General features: G+C 40.6%; 9 protein-coding genes. 2 read left to right on the top strand and 7 right to left on the bottom strand.

Annotated elements, in window-relative coordinates; all coding sequences use genetic code 11:
* Positions 1 to 119: 119 nt before the first annotated feature.
* From DW036_RS00045 to DW036_RS00015, 7 genes are all read right to left on the bottom strand, one after another.
* Complete coding sequence (locus DW036_RS00045) at positions 120 to 2,066, bottom strand: family 43 glycosylhydrolase (RefSeq protein ID WP_233560198.1); 1,947 nt, start codon at positions 2,064 to 2,066, stop codon at positions 120 to 122.
* 97 nt (positions 2,067 to 2,163) lie between these two features.
* The gene (locus tag DW036_RS00040) at positions 2,164 to 3,162 is read right to left on the bottom strand and encodes a DUF4973 domain-containing protein (protein WP_118461113.1); all 999 of its coding nucleotides are present in this window, start codon (positions 3,160 to 3,162) and stop codon (positions 2,164 to 2,166) included.
* Positions 3,163 to 3,184: 22 nt separating this feature from the next.
* Positions 3,185 to 5,227 (bottom strand): RagB/SusD family nutrient uptake outer membrane protein, encoded by a 2,043-nt coding sequence (locus tag DW036_RS00035; RefSeq protein ID WP_118460316.1) that lies wholly within the window; start codon positions 5,225 to 5,227, stop codon positions 3,185 to 3,187.
* Between the two features lie 15 nt (positions 5,228 to 5,242).
* Entirely contained in the window at positions 5,243 to 8,329 is a 3,087-nt protein-coding gene (locus tag DW036_RS00030) for a TonB-dependent receptor (protein WP_118461111.1), read from the bottom strand.
* A gap of 25 nt (positions 8,330 to 8,354) precedes the next feature.
* Positions 8,355 to 9,815, bottom strand: a complete 1,461-nt coding sequence (locus tag DW036_RS00025; protein WP_118460314.1) for an IPT/TIG domain-containing protein — start codon at positions 9,813 to 9,815, stop codon at positions 8,355 to 8,357.
* 750 nt (positions 9,816 to 10,565) lie between these two features.
* On the bottom strand, positions 10,566 to 12,560 hold the full coding sequence (locus DW036_RS00020) for an ATP-binding protein (RefSeq protein WP_118460312.1): 1,995 nt from the start codon (positions 12,558 to 12,560) through the stop codon (positions 10,566 to 10,568).
* 270 nt (positions 12,561 to 12,830) lie between these two features.
* Complete coding sequence (locus tag DW036_RS00015) at positions 12,831 to 14,789, bottom strand: sialate O-acetylesterase (RefSeq protein WP_118460310.1); 1,959 nt, start codon at positions 14,787 to 14,789, stop codon at positions 12,831 to 12,833.
* A gap of 202 nt (positions 14,790 to 14,991) precedes the next feature.
* Between DW036_RS00015 and DW036_RS00010 the strand changes: the two genes are divergently transcribed.
* Positions 14,992 to 16,224 (top strand): nucleoside recognition domain-containing protein, encoded by a 1,233-nt coding sequence (locus DW036_RS00010; RefSeq protein WP_118460308.1) that lies wholly within the window; start codon positions 14,992 to 14,994, stop codon positions 16,222 to 16,224.
* A 26-nt stretch (positions 16,225 to 16,250) separates the two neighbouring features.
* Entirely contained in the window at positions 16,251 to 16,661 is a 411-nt protein-coding gene (gene ybeY, locus DW036_RS00005; protein ID WP_118216236.1) for an rRNA maturation RNase YbeY, read from the top strand.
* Positions 16,662 to 16,843: the final 182 nt, after the last annotated feature.

Here is a 16,843-nt window from a genome sequence, read left to right as displayed (position 1 = left end):
AAACTTAAATATTGGGCGAGCTTGTCATAGCTTATGTCTAAGTATGGTTCTATCTGAGCTTTTTAGACAACTCACCCAATATTTTTCGTTTAAAAGAAGCTTAATGAGTTATTATTACTTCATTTTGAAGATGAAATCACACGAACGTTCATCTCCACTTGTTTGAGATTAGGATTCACCTCTTCGTAGGGTGCCATATCAATGACAGGTGAGCCATCGAAACGGAAGTGAACGGGGCACACACTGGTATGGCGTGGTCGATGACCACTGTGATAGACATTGTACAAATCCCCATACTCATCTTTAACAAATGAATTATGTCCCGGTCCAACCTGAGAAACCGGTGAACCGTTGTTCATCCAGGAATGTGGCGAATTGCTCCAAGATGCCGGGTACAGCAGGTTGCTACCTTTGCGGGCTGTGAGCATACCGACCTCATAATTACCTCCGGTAACACCTCCGCCGGAATATACCATATAGATGTTGTCATCTTTACTTTCCAGTACAAAAGGACCCTCGGCAAGCTGCAAGGGCCTAATGCAGAATGACCAGCTATAGGCTTCCGAACCGATGACAGACGGAGCACTTGTGAGCTTCCAGGGTTCTTTCGGATCAACAGTGGCAATGCATAGTACAGGTCCTGGATCTACATCTTTTCCATTTACGAAGAACTTCTTCCGATCCGACCAGCAAACATAAGACTTTCCACCATCCTCAAAATAAGTCATATCCAGTGATAACCCGCCTGTGTTTCCATCACTATAAATAGGGTTTCCATCTGATTTCACCACGCGGATAGGAGCGCTCCAGTCTTCCGGTTTCATCGGGTTACCGTTTTCTTTCAGTTGCATCATATAAGCCTGAACACCTTTGTCTCCTTTGATAATAGCAAACAACATATAAAGACGCGAGCCGATGACATGCAATTCCGGTGCCCAATGAGGTCCTTCCCCTTGGATCAACACAGTTTCTTGCCAACGATGGTTAGCATCCGTCAGGCCGTCTAAAGTGTCCGAGCAGCGGATAGGGATACGGTTCCACTCTACATCGTAAGTAGACACCAGGTAGTATTTACCTTGATAGTACAAGATATTTGGATCGGCACGATTCGACATCGATATCGGATAGTTGAATGAATATTGGAATATCTTTCCACGGACGGTATAGACGCCGGGAGTTGCCGAAGCAAGACATTTCAAATCCTCTTCATTCCATATCACCCGTTTCTCTGCCCGGCTTCCATCATTATAGAGCAAGGTCGCCCGCTTCTTCCGAATGTCAGAAACAATAGAAGGAGAAACCGGAACGGACATTTCCAGCGGTAAGACATCTACATTGACGATTCTTCCCAGTTTGTTTTTCAAAAATTTACCTTCTTCTGCGGTTAGTACAAGTGAATTACCGAAACAGGCGTCACGAAAGTTGTACCAGTCACCAGTAATCTTTTCCTGCGCTCCATCCAGTTGGGAAGCCACTTTTACCGGAGAGAAATGGAAAAAGTCTACTGTATAACTCTGAAAGGTTTTCCCTTTTATCACCCACCGTATGCGATACTTCCCCGCAGTCCCATCAAATTCGCAGGAAATCGCCTCCAATGCCTCGCTGACCGGCAAGTGACACAATTGCTCCGGTTCATAATGTACTAGATCCCGGCTCTTGATGAAGAGGAAAGAACCGGTAGCTGAAGGATCGGACATACCGTTTTTATCGGTACGGAGTGCCACAACACCAAACCCTCCCTCTTTCATTCGGAACAAATAGGGAGCCGTAAGGGTCTTCATCACCCCTGGTATCTTTTGTTCCTCAGAAAGTCCGGGTTCATTATCTACCTTACGAAGAGCCATAACACAGGCATCGTTGTTCAATGCCACATAATGCCGTCCATCCTCGCTATAGCCCAAATGAAGTGCGTTGCCTAACTTTGGAGGTATCTCCGTACGTGTATAGCAGACCACCCGGAGGGCTTCTTCGACGTTTACCCGCTCACCATTTTCTTGCGCTACCATCCCTTCCGAAAGAGCTATGGAAAGAAGCAGGAAAGATGAAATAAAATACAGTTTTTTCATATGTAAATAATTTGTGCTCTCTACTTATAGAGAACTCATTTAAAAATTAATAAATTGATTTCAGACACCTTCCTGTCTCTTTCATATACTTATCCTATTACCATTCAATAGCCTGATCTTCATCCGGAATCTGAGTATTGATTCTACGTTCAAGTGTCAAACTACCTTTTACCTTATATGGAATTTCTACTCCAGGTGCAGAAGTATAGTCAACAAAATCATATTCAATGTCAAATGTCACGTAACGATGTAGCAAATACGGTTTCTCATCATCCATCTTTTCTGTGATAGAATAGAAAAACGCTTCTTTGGATGGCTTAAACTTAATTTTTTCATTAGCCGCATGCAAGTTCAGACTTTTATCATTACCTGTTCCAAATTCAAAATACACTTTATAGGCTGCACGATCAATCAGGTCTTCTTCTACCAATCCGGCATAGAAAAAGACCCTATTATCATCTACGACATAAGCTGTACGACTACTTTTCACCATAGCATCTTTAATGTCATAGGTGCCATCAGCTTTCTTTATGAACACCTGCATCGTAGTAGTACTGTAATTACCGGAATAATCATTGAAAGGCAATACACGTAATAATGCTTTCGCAAAATTTTTACGAGGATTCTTGTCATAATTGTATGATGGGTTATCCACAATTGTCAAAGGTAGTAACCATTTATTTACCAAATCTATACCACCCAATGAAAAATCGATATCAGCAGTAACGGTATTCACGCCTTTAGGAATATTCACTACCTCCGGAAAACTATAGTTACTTTTCTGTAACTCTTTGAAATAAAGATCTTCACGTCCGAAACGTGCATCATTCAAGACTTTCAATGTATCCGAATCTACTGCGATATGAACTTCACGGTTAGCTACATTGTCTGTATTACCACTAACAATTATCGGCAATTTATAAGTCACCTTACCGTTCTCTTTGTATCTGACATAAATATCAGTTACCCCATTAGCACCTATAGGCGCTTTAAATGAAATATATTGTTGATACAGTTCATCTGTCCACTCGTCGTTACAAGAAGTTCCCAGCAAAACAGCAGCAAGCATCACAATACAAATATATATTTTCTTCATAATGTATCTCTTATTTAAAAATTTATTCATTATATGTCCAGCCAGGGTTCTGTACCAGCTTCTTGTTACGTTTCAACTCCTGATGACTGATAGGCCAGAAGTACATTTTGCGTGAAAAGTTGGTAGGTAATGAAGCGACCTCTACCGGTATATGGAACAATTCTCTTTGATCGACAGTCAACAGTGTGTTACAGCCATAAATAGGCAATGACTCTTCTATCTCCGCATCTTTCCAACGACGCAAGTCATAATAGCGTTGTCCTTCACCCATTAATTCGACCTGGCGTTCACGCTTGATATTAGCTCGCATTGCATCTTTGCTTCCGTAGTCCTTGAAATCAGGAAGCCCTGCACGACAACGAACCGGACGAGTACCTCTCTTCATTTCATCAATATCGCGTTTTATAGCATAGCTCTTAGCACCATCCCAAGAGGGTATATTATAAGTTCCGTCTACTTCATTCAAAGCCTCAGCATACATCAACAGAATGTCCGCATAACGAATTGCCGGATCCACCTTCTTCTGTATATATTGTGTAACTAATGGGTCATTCCCCCAATGGCAATCATTAGGATGGACAAACTTCTTCACACCAATACCTGTACGTAGCCAATAAGATGTATTAGTATAGCCATTACCAGAACCACGATAATAGAATACTTGCAAATTCTTTTCATGTTGCTGGGATCTGTTCAGAAAGTACCAGGTAGAACCATTGAAAGCAACCGATGCATAAAAACGAGGCTCACGTTGTACATACTGTTTGGAAACTCCTTCTTCATGTACATCCAGTTCCGGATATTTCTTTTGTGTTTCTTCTTCCCGAGTTACAAAACCTTCCGCACGCTTACTGCCATTTCCACGACCTATTTCCATATCTTTTCCCGGACAGTCTGTACCATCGTTCATATAGTAAGCATCACATTGCTTCTGCGTAATGCCGTGTGTATTGAATCCATTACCAAGAGGAGGCAACTGATATAATACCATCTGCGATACGCTTTCTTCTTTGAGATTTTGTCCACGGGTGAAAATCAATTCCGGATTATCGGAAGCAGCCAGCGAACCATTGAAAATAGCGCGATAAGATTCAAACGGATCAATATCTTTCCAGCCATTCGGCCACAGGTTATTAGAGAAATCACCGTCATCCGGTGGAGTAATCGTTGCAGGGAATCCCGACATTGCACTTTCCGGTCGACGTACTCCTGCATGATACAAATCATATTGCCCTAATTCTATCACATCGCGGGCAGCGGCGGCTGCAATAGCCCACTTCTTATCATCATATTCCTGCGCAATCAGATGTTTGCCATCCCAATTCACCATATCAGCAAACTTCTCCTGATCACCCGGACGCGGATTGTTGATGGGGCTGGCGGCGTATAGCAATGCCTTAGCACGAGTAGCCAGTGCTGCGCCACGTGTCGGACGTGCAATGTATAATGCGCTTCGTGACAACGGAAGGTCCTTAGCTGCCAACAGCATTTCATTACTAATATACTCCACACATTCATCATATGAATTACGAGGAAGTCCCAGATCATCATATTCCTTCGTATAATCAATACCTTCATCCGGAATCAAAGGCACAGGACCATATTTGCGTAACAGTAACCAATAGAAGTAAGCTCGTACAAAGCGAGCCTGAGCTTTATAATCAGCACGTTCTTCAGGAGTCATCTGTTCATTCATATCAATATTCAAAACAAAGATAGAGGCCTGGCGGATACCTTTATAAGCATCAATCCAACTACCTTGCAGAAAATTCTCATCATAATCACCGTTTTTCAATCGTTTGTAACGGTCGTCGGTATCGCCGTAATACATGTCATCTGCAAAACAAAACGGATTGTATTTCTTACTGGAGACATCAGTATTATTTATAGTCAGATAATAGTATGCATTTGCCAGCCACTGCTCCGAATAGTCTCTGTCTGTAAAGACTTCTTCAATCGTCATTCGGTCTTCAAAATAATGGTCAGCATCCAAGACATCCGCACAAGAGGCCAGTGTAAAGGCCAAAACACAAAGAGCGGACATTAAAGTATATTTCTTTTTCATATATACGATTTTAATTTATAAGTTAACAGATAATCCTAAGGAGAATGCTTTAGTCAACGGATATTGCGTGCCGGTTGAACTCGCTAATTCCGGATCCCACCATTTGAACTTTGAGAAAGTCAGCAAGTTGGTACCTCTGAAATAAAAACGAATATTATTGAAGTGAATTTTATTAGCAATCTCCTTGGGCAAAGTATAACCGAGTTCTACCGTTTTCAGACGTAAATAAGAACCATCACGCAGCCAATATGTAGAATGGCGGTAGTTATTATCATTCCCTCCAAAACTCAAACGTGGATAAGACGCATTCGGATTCTCCGTCGCCGGATCACCGGAAATATCAGCAGAGACCCAACGGTTAGAAGAAGCTACCTGAGAGAGAATATTACCCCATTCACCTTGACTGAAAGCATATACCGTAGCACCTTCCACGAAGAATGAAGACTTGCCTGTACCCTGGAAATGTACATTCACATCCAGACCTTTCCAATTAGCAGCAACACCGAAACCATACATCAGGTTAGGGCGGGTAGTCGCACCAATAGGTACTTCATCATTTGCATCAATGATGCCATCACCATTAACGTCCTTATACTTGATATCACCCGGCTGCACGGTACCGAATGTTTGTGTCGGACTGTTACGGATATCATCATAGTCTTTGAACAGACCTAAAGACACCAAACCTCTTGCCTGATTCACACGATACCCTTTCTCCATTTTATATGGATAAACATGATATTCTTCATCCTTTTCCTGGATTGTATTCTTACTATAAGTAAAGTTACCACGAATGGTCAGGAATACTTTATCCAATCTGTGTTTGAAAGCAAAATGACCGTCAAAACCTTCAGAAAGAACAGCACCTACATTGGCATGAGGCCATGCAGTGATTCCTGCCATGTAAGGTAAGAATTTACGCTCCAACCATATTCCATCACGTTGTTCGTGGAAGTAGTCAATACTGGCCGTGAACTTATCGTTGAATAATGCCAGGTCTACTCCCAAATCATGCTTGGTAGCAATTTCCCAGGTAGCATCATTAGAAGCCAGCACTGTATAAAGTTTACTGGTATATGCTTTGTCATAGTTAAAATCTGCCCATTGATATCCTTCTTTAGAATCACCAATAGTATAGAGATACGGGAAACGGAATTCATTATTGCCGATTTTCAGAACATCATTTCCCACCTTGCCATAAGAGTAGCGTACCTTAAACATACTCAACCATGGCAGATTCTTCTTGATGATAGACTCTTCAGCAATATTCCACGCAACAGATGTAGCCGGAAAGAAACCAAAGCGATGTCCATCAGCAAAGTTTTCCGATCCATTATAACCGAAGTTGAAATCAACGAAGTAGCGATAGTTCCAGTTATAGTTGACACGTCCGGATAGTCCCAAATGCCGACGGGCAATACCATTCTTCAAATCGTCTCCAACATTTACAGTAAATACTCTTGAGTCCTGATTCAGTTTCACAATTCCGCCCAAATGATGTCCCTTAAATGTGCGGTCATAATGTAGTTCAGCCTCAAAAACTTCCTTTCGGTTACCTTCTGCACTACTTTTCTGAAACATAGGCGATTCTGGAGAAATACGGTCGAATACCAGATTACCATTGTCATCACGTCTGCGTTGTACTCTCCACTGTTCCGGCCACTTTATACGTTCGATATTATTCTTATTCCAAGTATCAAAACCAAAACGAGCTACAAACCTTAGACCTTTCGTAAGGAAATCCAGATTCTGTTCCAGTGTAATATTGGTCTGAATGGTGTTTTCCCAAAATTCCTTATAGCCAGTCTGCGTGGCAAGTACCCAAGGATTCGCCTGAATACCGGTTCCATAAGCAGGAACATAACCATTGGAATACATCACAGGAATATTAATAGGACTCTGATACATCAAAGACTGCCATGCATCACTCGAGAAACCGGATTCATTATACTTCTTCAAAGAACCGGATACACCGACTTTTAGCAAAGTTTTACGGGTTATATCAATATCCGTATTCAAACGGTAGTTCCATGTATTGGCGTTACAGTTAGTATCATACTCTTTCTTCAAAGTATCATCTGTCTTGAACATACCACCTTCCTGTACATAACTCATAGAAATAAAGTAGCGTGCAGTAGAACCACCACCATTCATGTTTAAGTTCGCACGATAAGTCATAGCACCGTCTTTCATCAAGACATCCATCCAGTCCACATTAGGATACAGGTCAGGATCAAGTCCTAAACGTAAGATTTCCAACTCCGTATCATCATAAATAGGTTGTAGATTACGGGTAGTACGGGCTTCATTCATCATATTCGCATACGTGTATCCGTCGGCAAAACTCGGAGTGAGTGTACGGGCATTGTAAGAGGTCTCTACTTTTGCATCGATATTAATCTTACCGCCTTTACCATGTTTGGTGGTTATTAATACAACACCGTTTGCACCACGGCTACCATAAATAGCGGTTGCTGAAGCATCTTTCAATACTGAAAACGTTTCAATATCTTCAATGTTGACATCATCCATATCGCGCTCAAAACCATCCACCAATACCAAAGCAGAAGTGCTGGCACCAAACGTAGAAATACCACGGATCCAGAATTCGGATGTATTTTTACCTGGCTGTCCGGTAGTTTGCATTGCCATCACACCAGCCACATTACCTGCTAATGCATTTGTCAGGTTACCGGTAGACGTCTGTTGCAATGACTGTACGTTCACTGTAGTGATGGCCCCGGTTACAGTCAACTTCTTCTGTGCACCCGTGCCTGTAATAACAACTTCATCCAGAACATTGTCCGATGCTTCTTTCATTACTACATTAGCTACATTCTGCTCTTTAATCAATACCTCTTCTTTATCAAAACCTATATAAGAGAAGACCAAACGGTGGTAAGGCTCCATTTTGATTTTATATCTACCATTTACATCGGTAATTGTACCCAGACCAGGCATATCTTTTACAGCTACATTCACACCGATCAGTGGTTCCTTGTTCGAGTCCGTTACTATACCTGTTACTTCTATAGTATTCTGCGCATAGATTCCTATCGAGAAAACAAATAGCAAGGCTATCATTATTATAAAGTTTTTCATATTATCTACATTAATCTGAACAAAATTATTTTCCTTCTTCCGGTTCTTCTTCCAACTCTTCCAAAGCGATCTTACGCAAAAGATTGTTTCCGGTCTCTCCAATATAGAAAACATCATTTTTCTCATCGTAAGCCAATGAAACCGGTTTATTGAAACGGGCATCCGCACGGATAGCTCCATTAATATATCCTTCCGGCTTTCCATCTACACTCGTACTACCACGCCCGGCAAAAGTGGTTACAATACCTTCCGGAGTCAGAACACGAATTGCATGGTTATCTCTATCGCAGAAATAGAAATCATATTGATCCTCTTTACCTTCAGCTACATAAGCCTGATTTTTCACAAATATTCCCTGATAGGGAGAAGACAAGCGGGCACTCGCGCCTACCCCATCCAGCCAACCAGCCTGCGAAACTCCACCGCAAATCAAATAAGGTGTACCGAAGGTTTTTGACTCCCAATTATAATTCATACGCATGATATAGTGTTGGTTCTTCACAACCAGATAAGCATAATTGCCACTTGGATGCATCGTAATATTGAACTCCCAGTTACTATCTTGAATCGTACAAATAAACTCACGGTTCAAGGTGGAGGCCTCTACACCTGCTCCATAGGTAAGAAAATCATAACGATATAAATTTCCCCGGCTGAAGTTATTGTAATACAGTTCCTGATTAACAGGGTGTAATGCAGCTCCGTTACATTGCTTACCGATGGCTAATACCTGCACATCTTTTTGGAAATTATTTTCACGGGTAACAAAAACTGTACTTGCAAAATTCTCGTCCCTGTCATTCGGACCACCACCATCATTAGCTATAACCATTGTATCGCCTTTGGCAGTCCATGCAATGGTACGCATACGTGTAAGAGTAGTACCAGTATTAGTTAAGCCCGTACTGATTCTCTTATTCTCCAAATCAATAATACGCATCGGTTGTCCATCCTGTGCCAGATACAATATCTTATTATCACTGTTGGGATCAAAAGAAAGCCAGGTAGGATTTAATAGTCCATGATTCTTTTCAAAAGACTCAGCAAAAGTACCATCAGCGACATCATAATTTCCACGCTCATCCTTATGACCATATACAGTAGTCACTACTTTCTGCCGTTCATAAATAAATTTCTCTTTAGCAGAAGCTTTTGACTCTCGTATGGATACTTCTACTGTACCTTCATAGCATTTGTTAGGCGTCACACAGTAAAGACTCGTCCCTTTAGCGCTGATAACAATCGCATCTTTCCCACCTACTTTTACTGAAATAAGTTTGGGATCCGTACCAAAATTACTACCATAAATAATCATTTGCATCTGTCCACCACCTTTTTTAGGAGTGAAATCCTTAATTTCTATCGGCTTACTTGCGTCATAAGAAGCAGTCACTCCCTCGTCCTCATTAGAACTACAAGAGCAGAAAATCAAGGACAGTAGCAAAAACAATTGCACAATGTTTTTCTTTTTTCTAACTTGTCTCATTTTTTAAAGATTTAAAGTTTCACATAAATTTGAATTATAGTTTATCAACCAGGTAATTCTTTTTTCAAATTATTTTTTAATATGACTCAGCATAGTAAATCTGTCCCGTACCATTGTTTCATTCTGTTAGAAAATGAGGCTGTGCCGCCGATATCATACATTTCTGACACAACCTCATTATATCAAAACTATCCCTACAATCTCTTATTACCTACTCTATCACAATCTTGACCAATACCAACTCTTACCTCAAATTTCACTTTTAAACAAGCAATGTTATCAAGTAGAAATACACTTCCGAAAACGATCAACCGCTATAAATCTATAATCTTGTTTTCGTTAGTTCAGATACAAAAATAGGAGATGCAACATGGCATCTGATAATATTATTCGACCAGATATTAGCATTTATCACCCAAAATTGAGATTCATATATCAGATAGAAGAATAATGTTATTTTCTGGCAAATTACTCTTAAAGAGGTGCTATTCTAATGGGATTAAGACGTGACAGACACCAATTTTCTGGTGACAACATTATTATATATCCTATCATGTTGATATCAATTTAGGATTAGAATAAAGTTTTGATATATTGCAGTATTCTGAAAGAATATAAAAATGCGGATATTGATAAGTCATACTAATCATCTGGAAAATCGGTGAAAAGTATTAGGAAGTAGGAATGACAGTACGCTTACTGGTAGTTATAGATGCCATAGATACAAATATCTTTTTTTCATTTTAGCTTTTACATCGATACACAGAAAATAAAACGGGTACCTTGGGTATATTCTTTATCTATAATCAGAAAACCACCCAACCTTTCTGCAACGATACGGCAAATGGATAAGCCCAGTCCAGCTCCCTGACTAAAGTTATCCAGCTTAACAAAACGTTCAAACACATGTTCTTGCTCGTCAATGGGAATACCTATTCCGGTATCCGTAACCGTAAAAATCAATTGGTTCGTTTCTTTCCTTGTCTCATAAGTCAATGTGACAGAACCTTCATGAGTGAATTTCGATGCATTACTCAGCAGGTTATCAAGTACCTGAACTATATAATTATAATTACTGTTTATAATCAGTTCATCACAGGTCGGTTTAAAAATAAGTTTTATATCCGAAGAGAACAAAGTTTCCGCCGCATCTATTGAGGCCTGGCAACAAGCATTGACATCAACTGCATTGTGTTTAATTTCAACCTCACTATCAAGAATAGAAATGTCAAGAATATCACCTACCAGCTTTAGCAACAACTTACTGTTACTCTCTATCAATGCCACATATTGCCCGATGTCTTCTTTATCATCAAGCATATCGACTAATACTCCGGAGAATCCGACAATGGAGTTCAGGGGAGTACGAATTTCATGGGACATATTCTGAATAAACATTGTTTTCAGCCAATTACTCTGTTCTGCAACCTCCTTGGCTTTGCGCAGTTCTTCTTTGGCTTCAATCAATATACGATTCTTTTCATCCAACTTATCCCTTGATTTCTCTAATTTGGCATTGAGTTTTCTCTGTTGCCATAAGAAGACAACAACGACACACAGAATTCCAATGACAGAGAAAAGAATAATGCGGGTATTTTGAAGTTGCTTCTTTTGAGAAATCTTTTCCAACCGTCCCTTTTCAGCAGTAAGTTGTTGCAGATTCAACATAGTAGCAAATTCACCGGTAGCAACCTCTTCGTTTCTTTCTTTCTCCTTCTTTTGTTCCAAGAGAAAATCACGGTATAATCCGGCAGCCTCTTCCTTACGGTTCATATCCCAAAGAATATCCGCCTTTGTTTTTCTCAGCTGCATTAAGGTGGCTAAATTATTTTTCCTCTTTAACTCAGTATCCCGCTCATCCAGTACGCTAAGAGCTTTTTGGTAATTACCGACTTTCCAGTTATAATCAATTTCCACATCATACAAATAGTGTATATGGCGTTTCAGAGAAGGCTCATTCGCATACATTTGCCTACACTTCTCTAATGCTTGGCGGGCAGCCACTGTATCCCCCTGCGCAAGATAAAGTGATACATAAACCAAGTTTGCCGTCACTTCATGATAGGGAGACTTGACTGCCTTAAGTGCTTTTTTAAGTAATTCGGGAGCTTTTTCTTCTTCACCCAGATCAATGTATATTTTTGCGGCATCACTGTACTGACAGGATATATTATATCTTACGACATCGGTATTCTCAAAAATATCTATCTCCTTAAGCATGAATTCCTGAGATTTTTTCATTAAACCTTTCGCCGCATAGACATTGGCTAATGCATAATAACATTCAGCAATACTTTCTTGCTTTCCCTCCTCTTTTGCCTCCTGCAACATCTTTTCAGCTTCGAGAAGAGCAATATTATATTCTCCCTGTATAATATAATAATTAACCAGTCTGGCAGCCCATGCCCAATAGTAAAGTTCAGCGTTTCCAACACTCTGAGCAAATCTCTTTAAACGATTGACTCCAGCTATAACACTATCTGTACGATTCTCACCTTGACCATAATAATAATAGTCTAACTTAGCTCCCAAAGCTATTTTAGACATTACTGTATCATTGCATCTGATAGCCATATCCAACAGTGTATCCGATGCCGTCAGCACTATGGGATCAGTCGGATCACTAAAATGCTTTTTGTAATAAGCATGCATGTTTTTGATATGGGTAGAATCCACCGTTTGGGCAAAGACAGTTCCTAAAACCAATTGCAGAAAAACACAGGCAAGAATCGTTTTTTTCATCATAAGCTATTTGTCTGTTGTATATTATAGGATGATAAAGATATATTTTATGCATGAAATAAAATATCCCCCTATCCTGCAAAGCATGGGAATTGACGATTTTTATCTTTTTATTGCATATAATAAACATTTTTTAGACATAAAACGCTAGTTAGTGGATTACAATTCACTTTCATAGTATCTATAAACAAACTGTATTAACAGGAACTCCGCTTATTATCAATAATTTACAATTGACAATAAGCGGAGTTTCTATTATACCAAACGAATAAATTATTTCTGTGTCACTCCTTTCCAGTCATCTGTACGGAAAGGCGAAGCAGGAAGACCTGCACCATTATACAAATTACAAACCGGATTATCGGCCCATGCATAGCGAACAGCAACGGGGTATGATACTTCCGGAGAACTTACCACAATCTTATCGCCTTGTATTTCTGCTTTTGCCCAGTGGAACTTATGATCGCGTCCAGCAATAGAAAAGCCTTGCAATGCTTTTCCATCACCACTCTTTAAACCACCTTCAGTATGGTCAAAGGAAAGGATAATCTTATCTCTATCTACCTCATAGGAGTGGTACATAGGACCTGAATAAGGTATTTGCTCTCCGTACGTCTTGGCACGGGCTATCAATGCCAAACGATGACCAACTGCCTGTTTATCTTTGGGATGAATATCATTTGCTTCACCTTTATCTATGATTACGGCCATACCCGTATTTGCCACAGATAATGTACGGGTTTGCGCTTCGCGAAGTTCCGCCCAATCAGAATCAACTGGCTCCGGAGATACAGGTTTAAAATTGGCTAACTGTACAAAGTAGAACGGAAAATCCTGGGTCCAATCTTTACGCCAGTTCTCAATGACTAACGGGAAAAGTTCACGGTACTGGTAAGCACGTGAAGCGTTGTTTTCTCCCTGATACCAGATAGCACCACGAATACCGTAAGGTACTAATGGATGGATCATAGCATTATACAAAGATGTTGGCAGATTAGGATTTTCAGACATGTCTTTCGGAGGCATCCCCTCTTTACGGGCATCAGCCGCCACTTGGTATTTCCACTCTCCTGCGAGGCTGATTTGCTCTCCATTGGCAGAACGAAGATAAAGATCGTTCGGCATGCCGCAACCACCACCTGTATCTACAATACGAATAGCCAGACTGAGTGGTCCAGCTTTGACTAATTTACCAGGGATGGTATAATTGCGCTGAATAGTATAACCAGTAGTACGTCCAACTTCCTGACCATTCCAATACGTAATATCATTATCATCGATAGTTCCTAAAATCATTTGAACCTTTTTACCTGCCCAGGATGCAGGTATATCAACGGTCCGGCGGAGCCAGATTAGTCCGTCAAAGCCATTAAGCCCTTGTTCCTCCACCATGCCGGGAAATTTCATTTTTGCCCAGTTACTATCATCCAAAGAGACTTCTGCCCGTACCGGTTTTCCGGTAGAAAAGCCTTCATCCACACGATTATTCCAAGCTTCCAGAGTTTTCAGATATTCCGTTTTCATCGCAGTTTTATCAGGCATAGCGCGGACTTCCTCCACTACATTGCTAAAGTCCGGCATCTCTTGCAACACTTTTCCACTTATCCAGGATTCGACATTTGTTCCTCCCCAGGAAGTATGAATCAATCCCACAGGCACATTCTGTTTTTCTGAGATTTCACGACCGAAAAAGTAAGCAGTAGCCGAGAAGTTAGGAATAGTTTGTGGCGAACATACCTGCCAGCCATTATCACGGACTTTGATATCGAACTCTGGTTGTGTACTCGTCACATGTTCTACATGTAATAAACGGATATTAGGATGATCGGCCGCTACAATCTCTTTTTTGTAATCCATAATCTTTCCCCAACCTTCCAAAGGCATTTCCATATTGGATTGTCCGGAACATATCCAGACTTCACCAATCATTACATTTTTTAATACCAGTTTCTGTCCATCGGTCAGCGTAAGTTCATAGGGGCCACCCGCCTCAGGTGTGCGGACAGAAAGTTTCCATTTACCTTCTTTGTTAGCCTGTGTCTCATACGTCTTTCCATCCCAGGAAGTTGTTACTTTCACCGTTTTCATCGGCTTAGCTTCGCCCCAGACAGGAGCATCCGCCTGTTGCTGCAGTACCATATTATCTGAGAACATCGGTGGCAATACAACCTTGGCAGAGATTGCACCGGATAACATCAGCAAAGCTGCAAATAAAATACATTTGTTTCTCATATTATTTAATTATTGATTTAAACAGAGGCATTGCAAACAGCCGTTTCATAATATACAACCGCTTCAATGTCAGAAAGCAAAGATAACCAGAATTTCATATTTGAAATAGCGTTATTGCCCTAATAAATGCAATAATCTTTCCATTTATCATGCTGAATGGAAAGATATTCCTACTTTTGCATAAAAATCAACGCGTTATTTTATGGTTTTAAATTACATTTGGGTAGCATTCTTTGTAATTGCTTTCATTGTGGCACTCATCAAACTTCTGTTTATGGGCAACACTGAAATTTTTACGGAGCTTGTCAACTCTACATTTACTTCCTCAAAAACGGCTTTCGAAATATCTTTGGGGCTGACTGGTATTCTTTCACTCTGGTTGGGTATTATGAAGATTGGTGAGCAAAGTGGTATGATTAATGCGTTGTCCCGCTGGTTAAGCCCTGTTTTCTGTCGCCTCTTCCCCGAAATACCGAAAGGACATCCTGCTATGGGTTCTATCTTTATGAACCTGTCAGCCAACATGCTGGGGCTCGATAATGCTGCTACCCCAATGGGATTGAAAGCTATGAAAGAACTGCAAGAACTGAACCCCCAAAAGGATACGGCGACTAATCCAATGGTCATGTTCCTGGTGCTCAACACTTCCGGATTGATACTAATTCCGATCAGCATTATGATGTATCGTGCGCAGATGGGTGCTACACAACCTACTGATATATTTATCCCAATACTGATAACGTCTGCTATCTCCACTCTTGTAGGAGTAATTGCGGTCAGTATAGCACAACGCATTAACCTTATTAACAAGCCTATCCTTATTCTCATTGGTTGTATCAGCCTTTTCTTTGCCGGATTGATTTACCTGTTTATGCGACTCGGTCGGGAAGAAATCGGCACATATTCCACATTGATTGCCAATATTATTCTATTCAGTATCATCCTACTCTTCATTGTATGGGGATTATGGAAGAAAATAAATGTATATGACGCTTTTGTGGAAGGCGCCAAAGAAGGATTTACCACTGCCGTTCGCATCATTCCTTATTTGGTAGCATTTCTGGTGGGTATTGCCGTATTCCGAACTTCCGGTGCAATGGACATGTTAGTAAGCGGCATCGGCTATGTAGTGGGATTGTTCGGCGTAGATACCAGCTTTGTAGGTGCTTTGCCAACTGCTCTGATGAAATCGCTGAGTGGTAGTGGAGCCAACGGATTAATGATCGATACTATGAAAGAATATGGTGCGGACTCTTTCGTAGGACGTATGAGTTGTGTGGCCCGTGGTGCCTCAGACACTACGTTTTATATTCTGGCTGTTTATTTCGGCAGTGTGGGTATCACCAAAACACGCAATGCTGTCACCTGCGGACTAATAGCGGACTTGGCAGGTATCCTTGCCGCCATTATCATCAGTTACATATTCTTCTTTTGATTTTTAATTCTTAATTTTTAATTGATATGGTTTCTTATCAGACAGACGGTGTAGAAATGCCCGCCATCAAAAAAAGCAAAACAACGGAATGGATTAAGGCCGTTGCCGCAACTTATGAAAAAAGAGTCGGTGAAATCGCCTATATTTTCTGTTCCGATGAAAAGATACTTGAAGTAAACCGTCAATATCTGCAACATGACTATTACACAGATATTATCACTTTCGACTATTGTGAAGGCAATCGTCTTAGTGGAGATTTATTTATTAGCCTTGATACGGTACGCACAAATGCGGAGCAGTTCGGCAGCGATTACGAAACAGAACTACACCGCGTTATTATTCATGGCATATTGCACCTATGCGGGATTAATGACAAAGGTCCTGGAGAACGTGAAATAATGGAAGAAGCAGAAAACAAGGCTCTGGCTATGCGATAAAAAGATCAAGACAGCATTCCTGTATCAGGATATAACATAAAAAACATCTCCGTTTAATCAGATAATGTGTTCTGAATAAACGGAGATGTTTTTTATATTGAATCAAAATTCTATTTCAATAAGAACTTCTCTGCACGTCCTGGTGAAAATAGTTCCCACAGCGAAGCAACTGTCCAACCCGG

Source organism: Bacteroides sp. AF39-11AC (genome assembly GCF_003474285.1).
GTDB lineage: Bacteria > Bacteroidota > Bacteroidia > Bacteroidales > Bacteroidaceae > Bacteroides.
The sequence above is the reverse complement of the archived record's forward strand: the minus strand, read 5'-3'. Positions and strand labels throughout refer to the sequence as shown.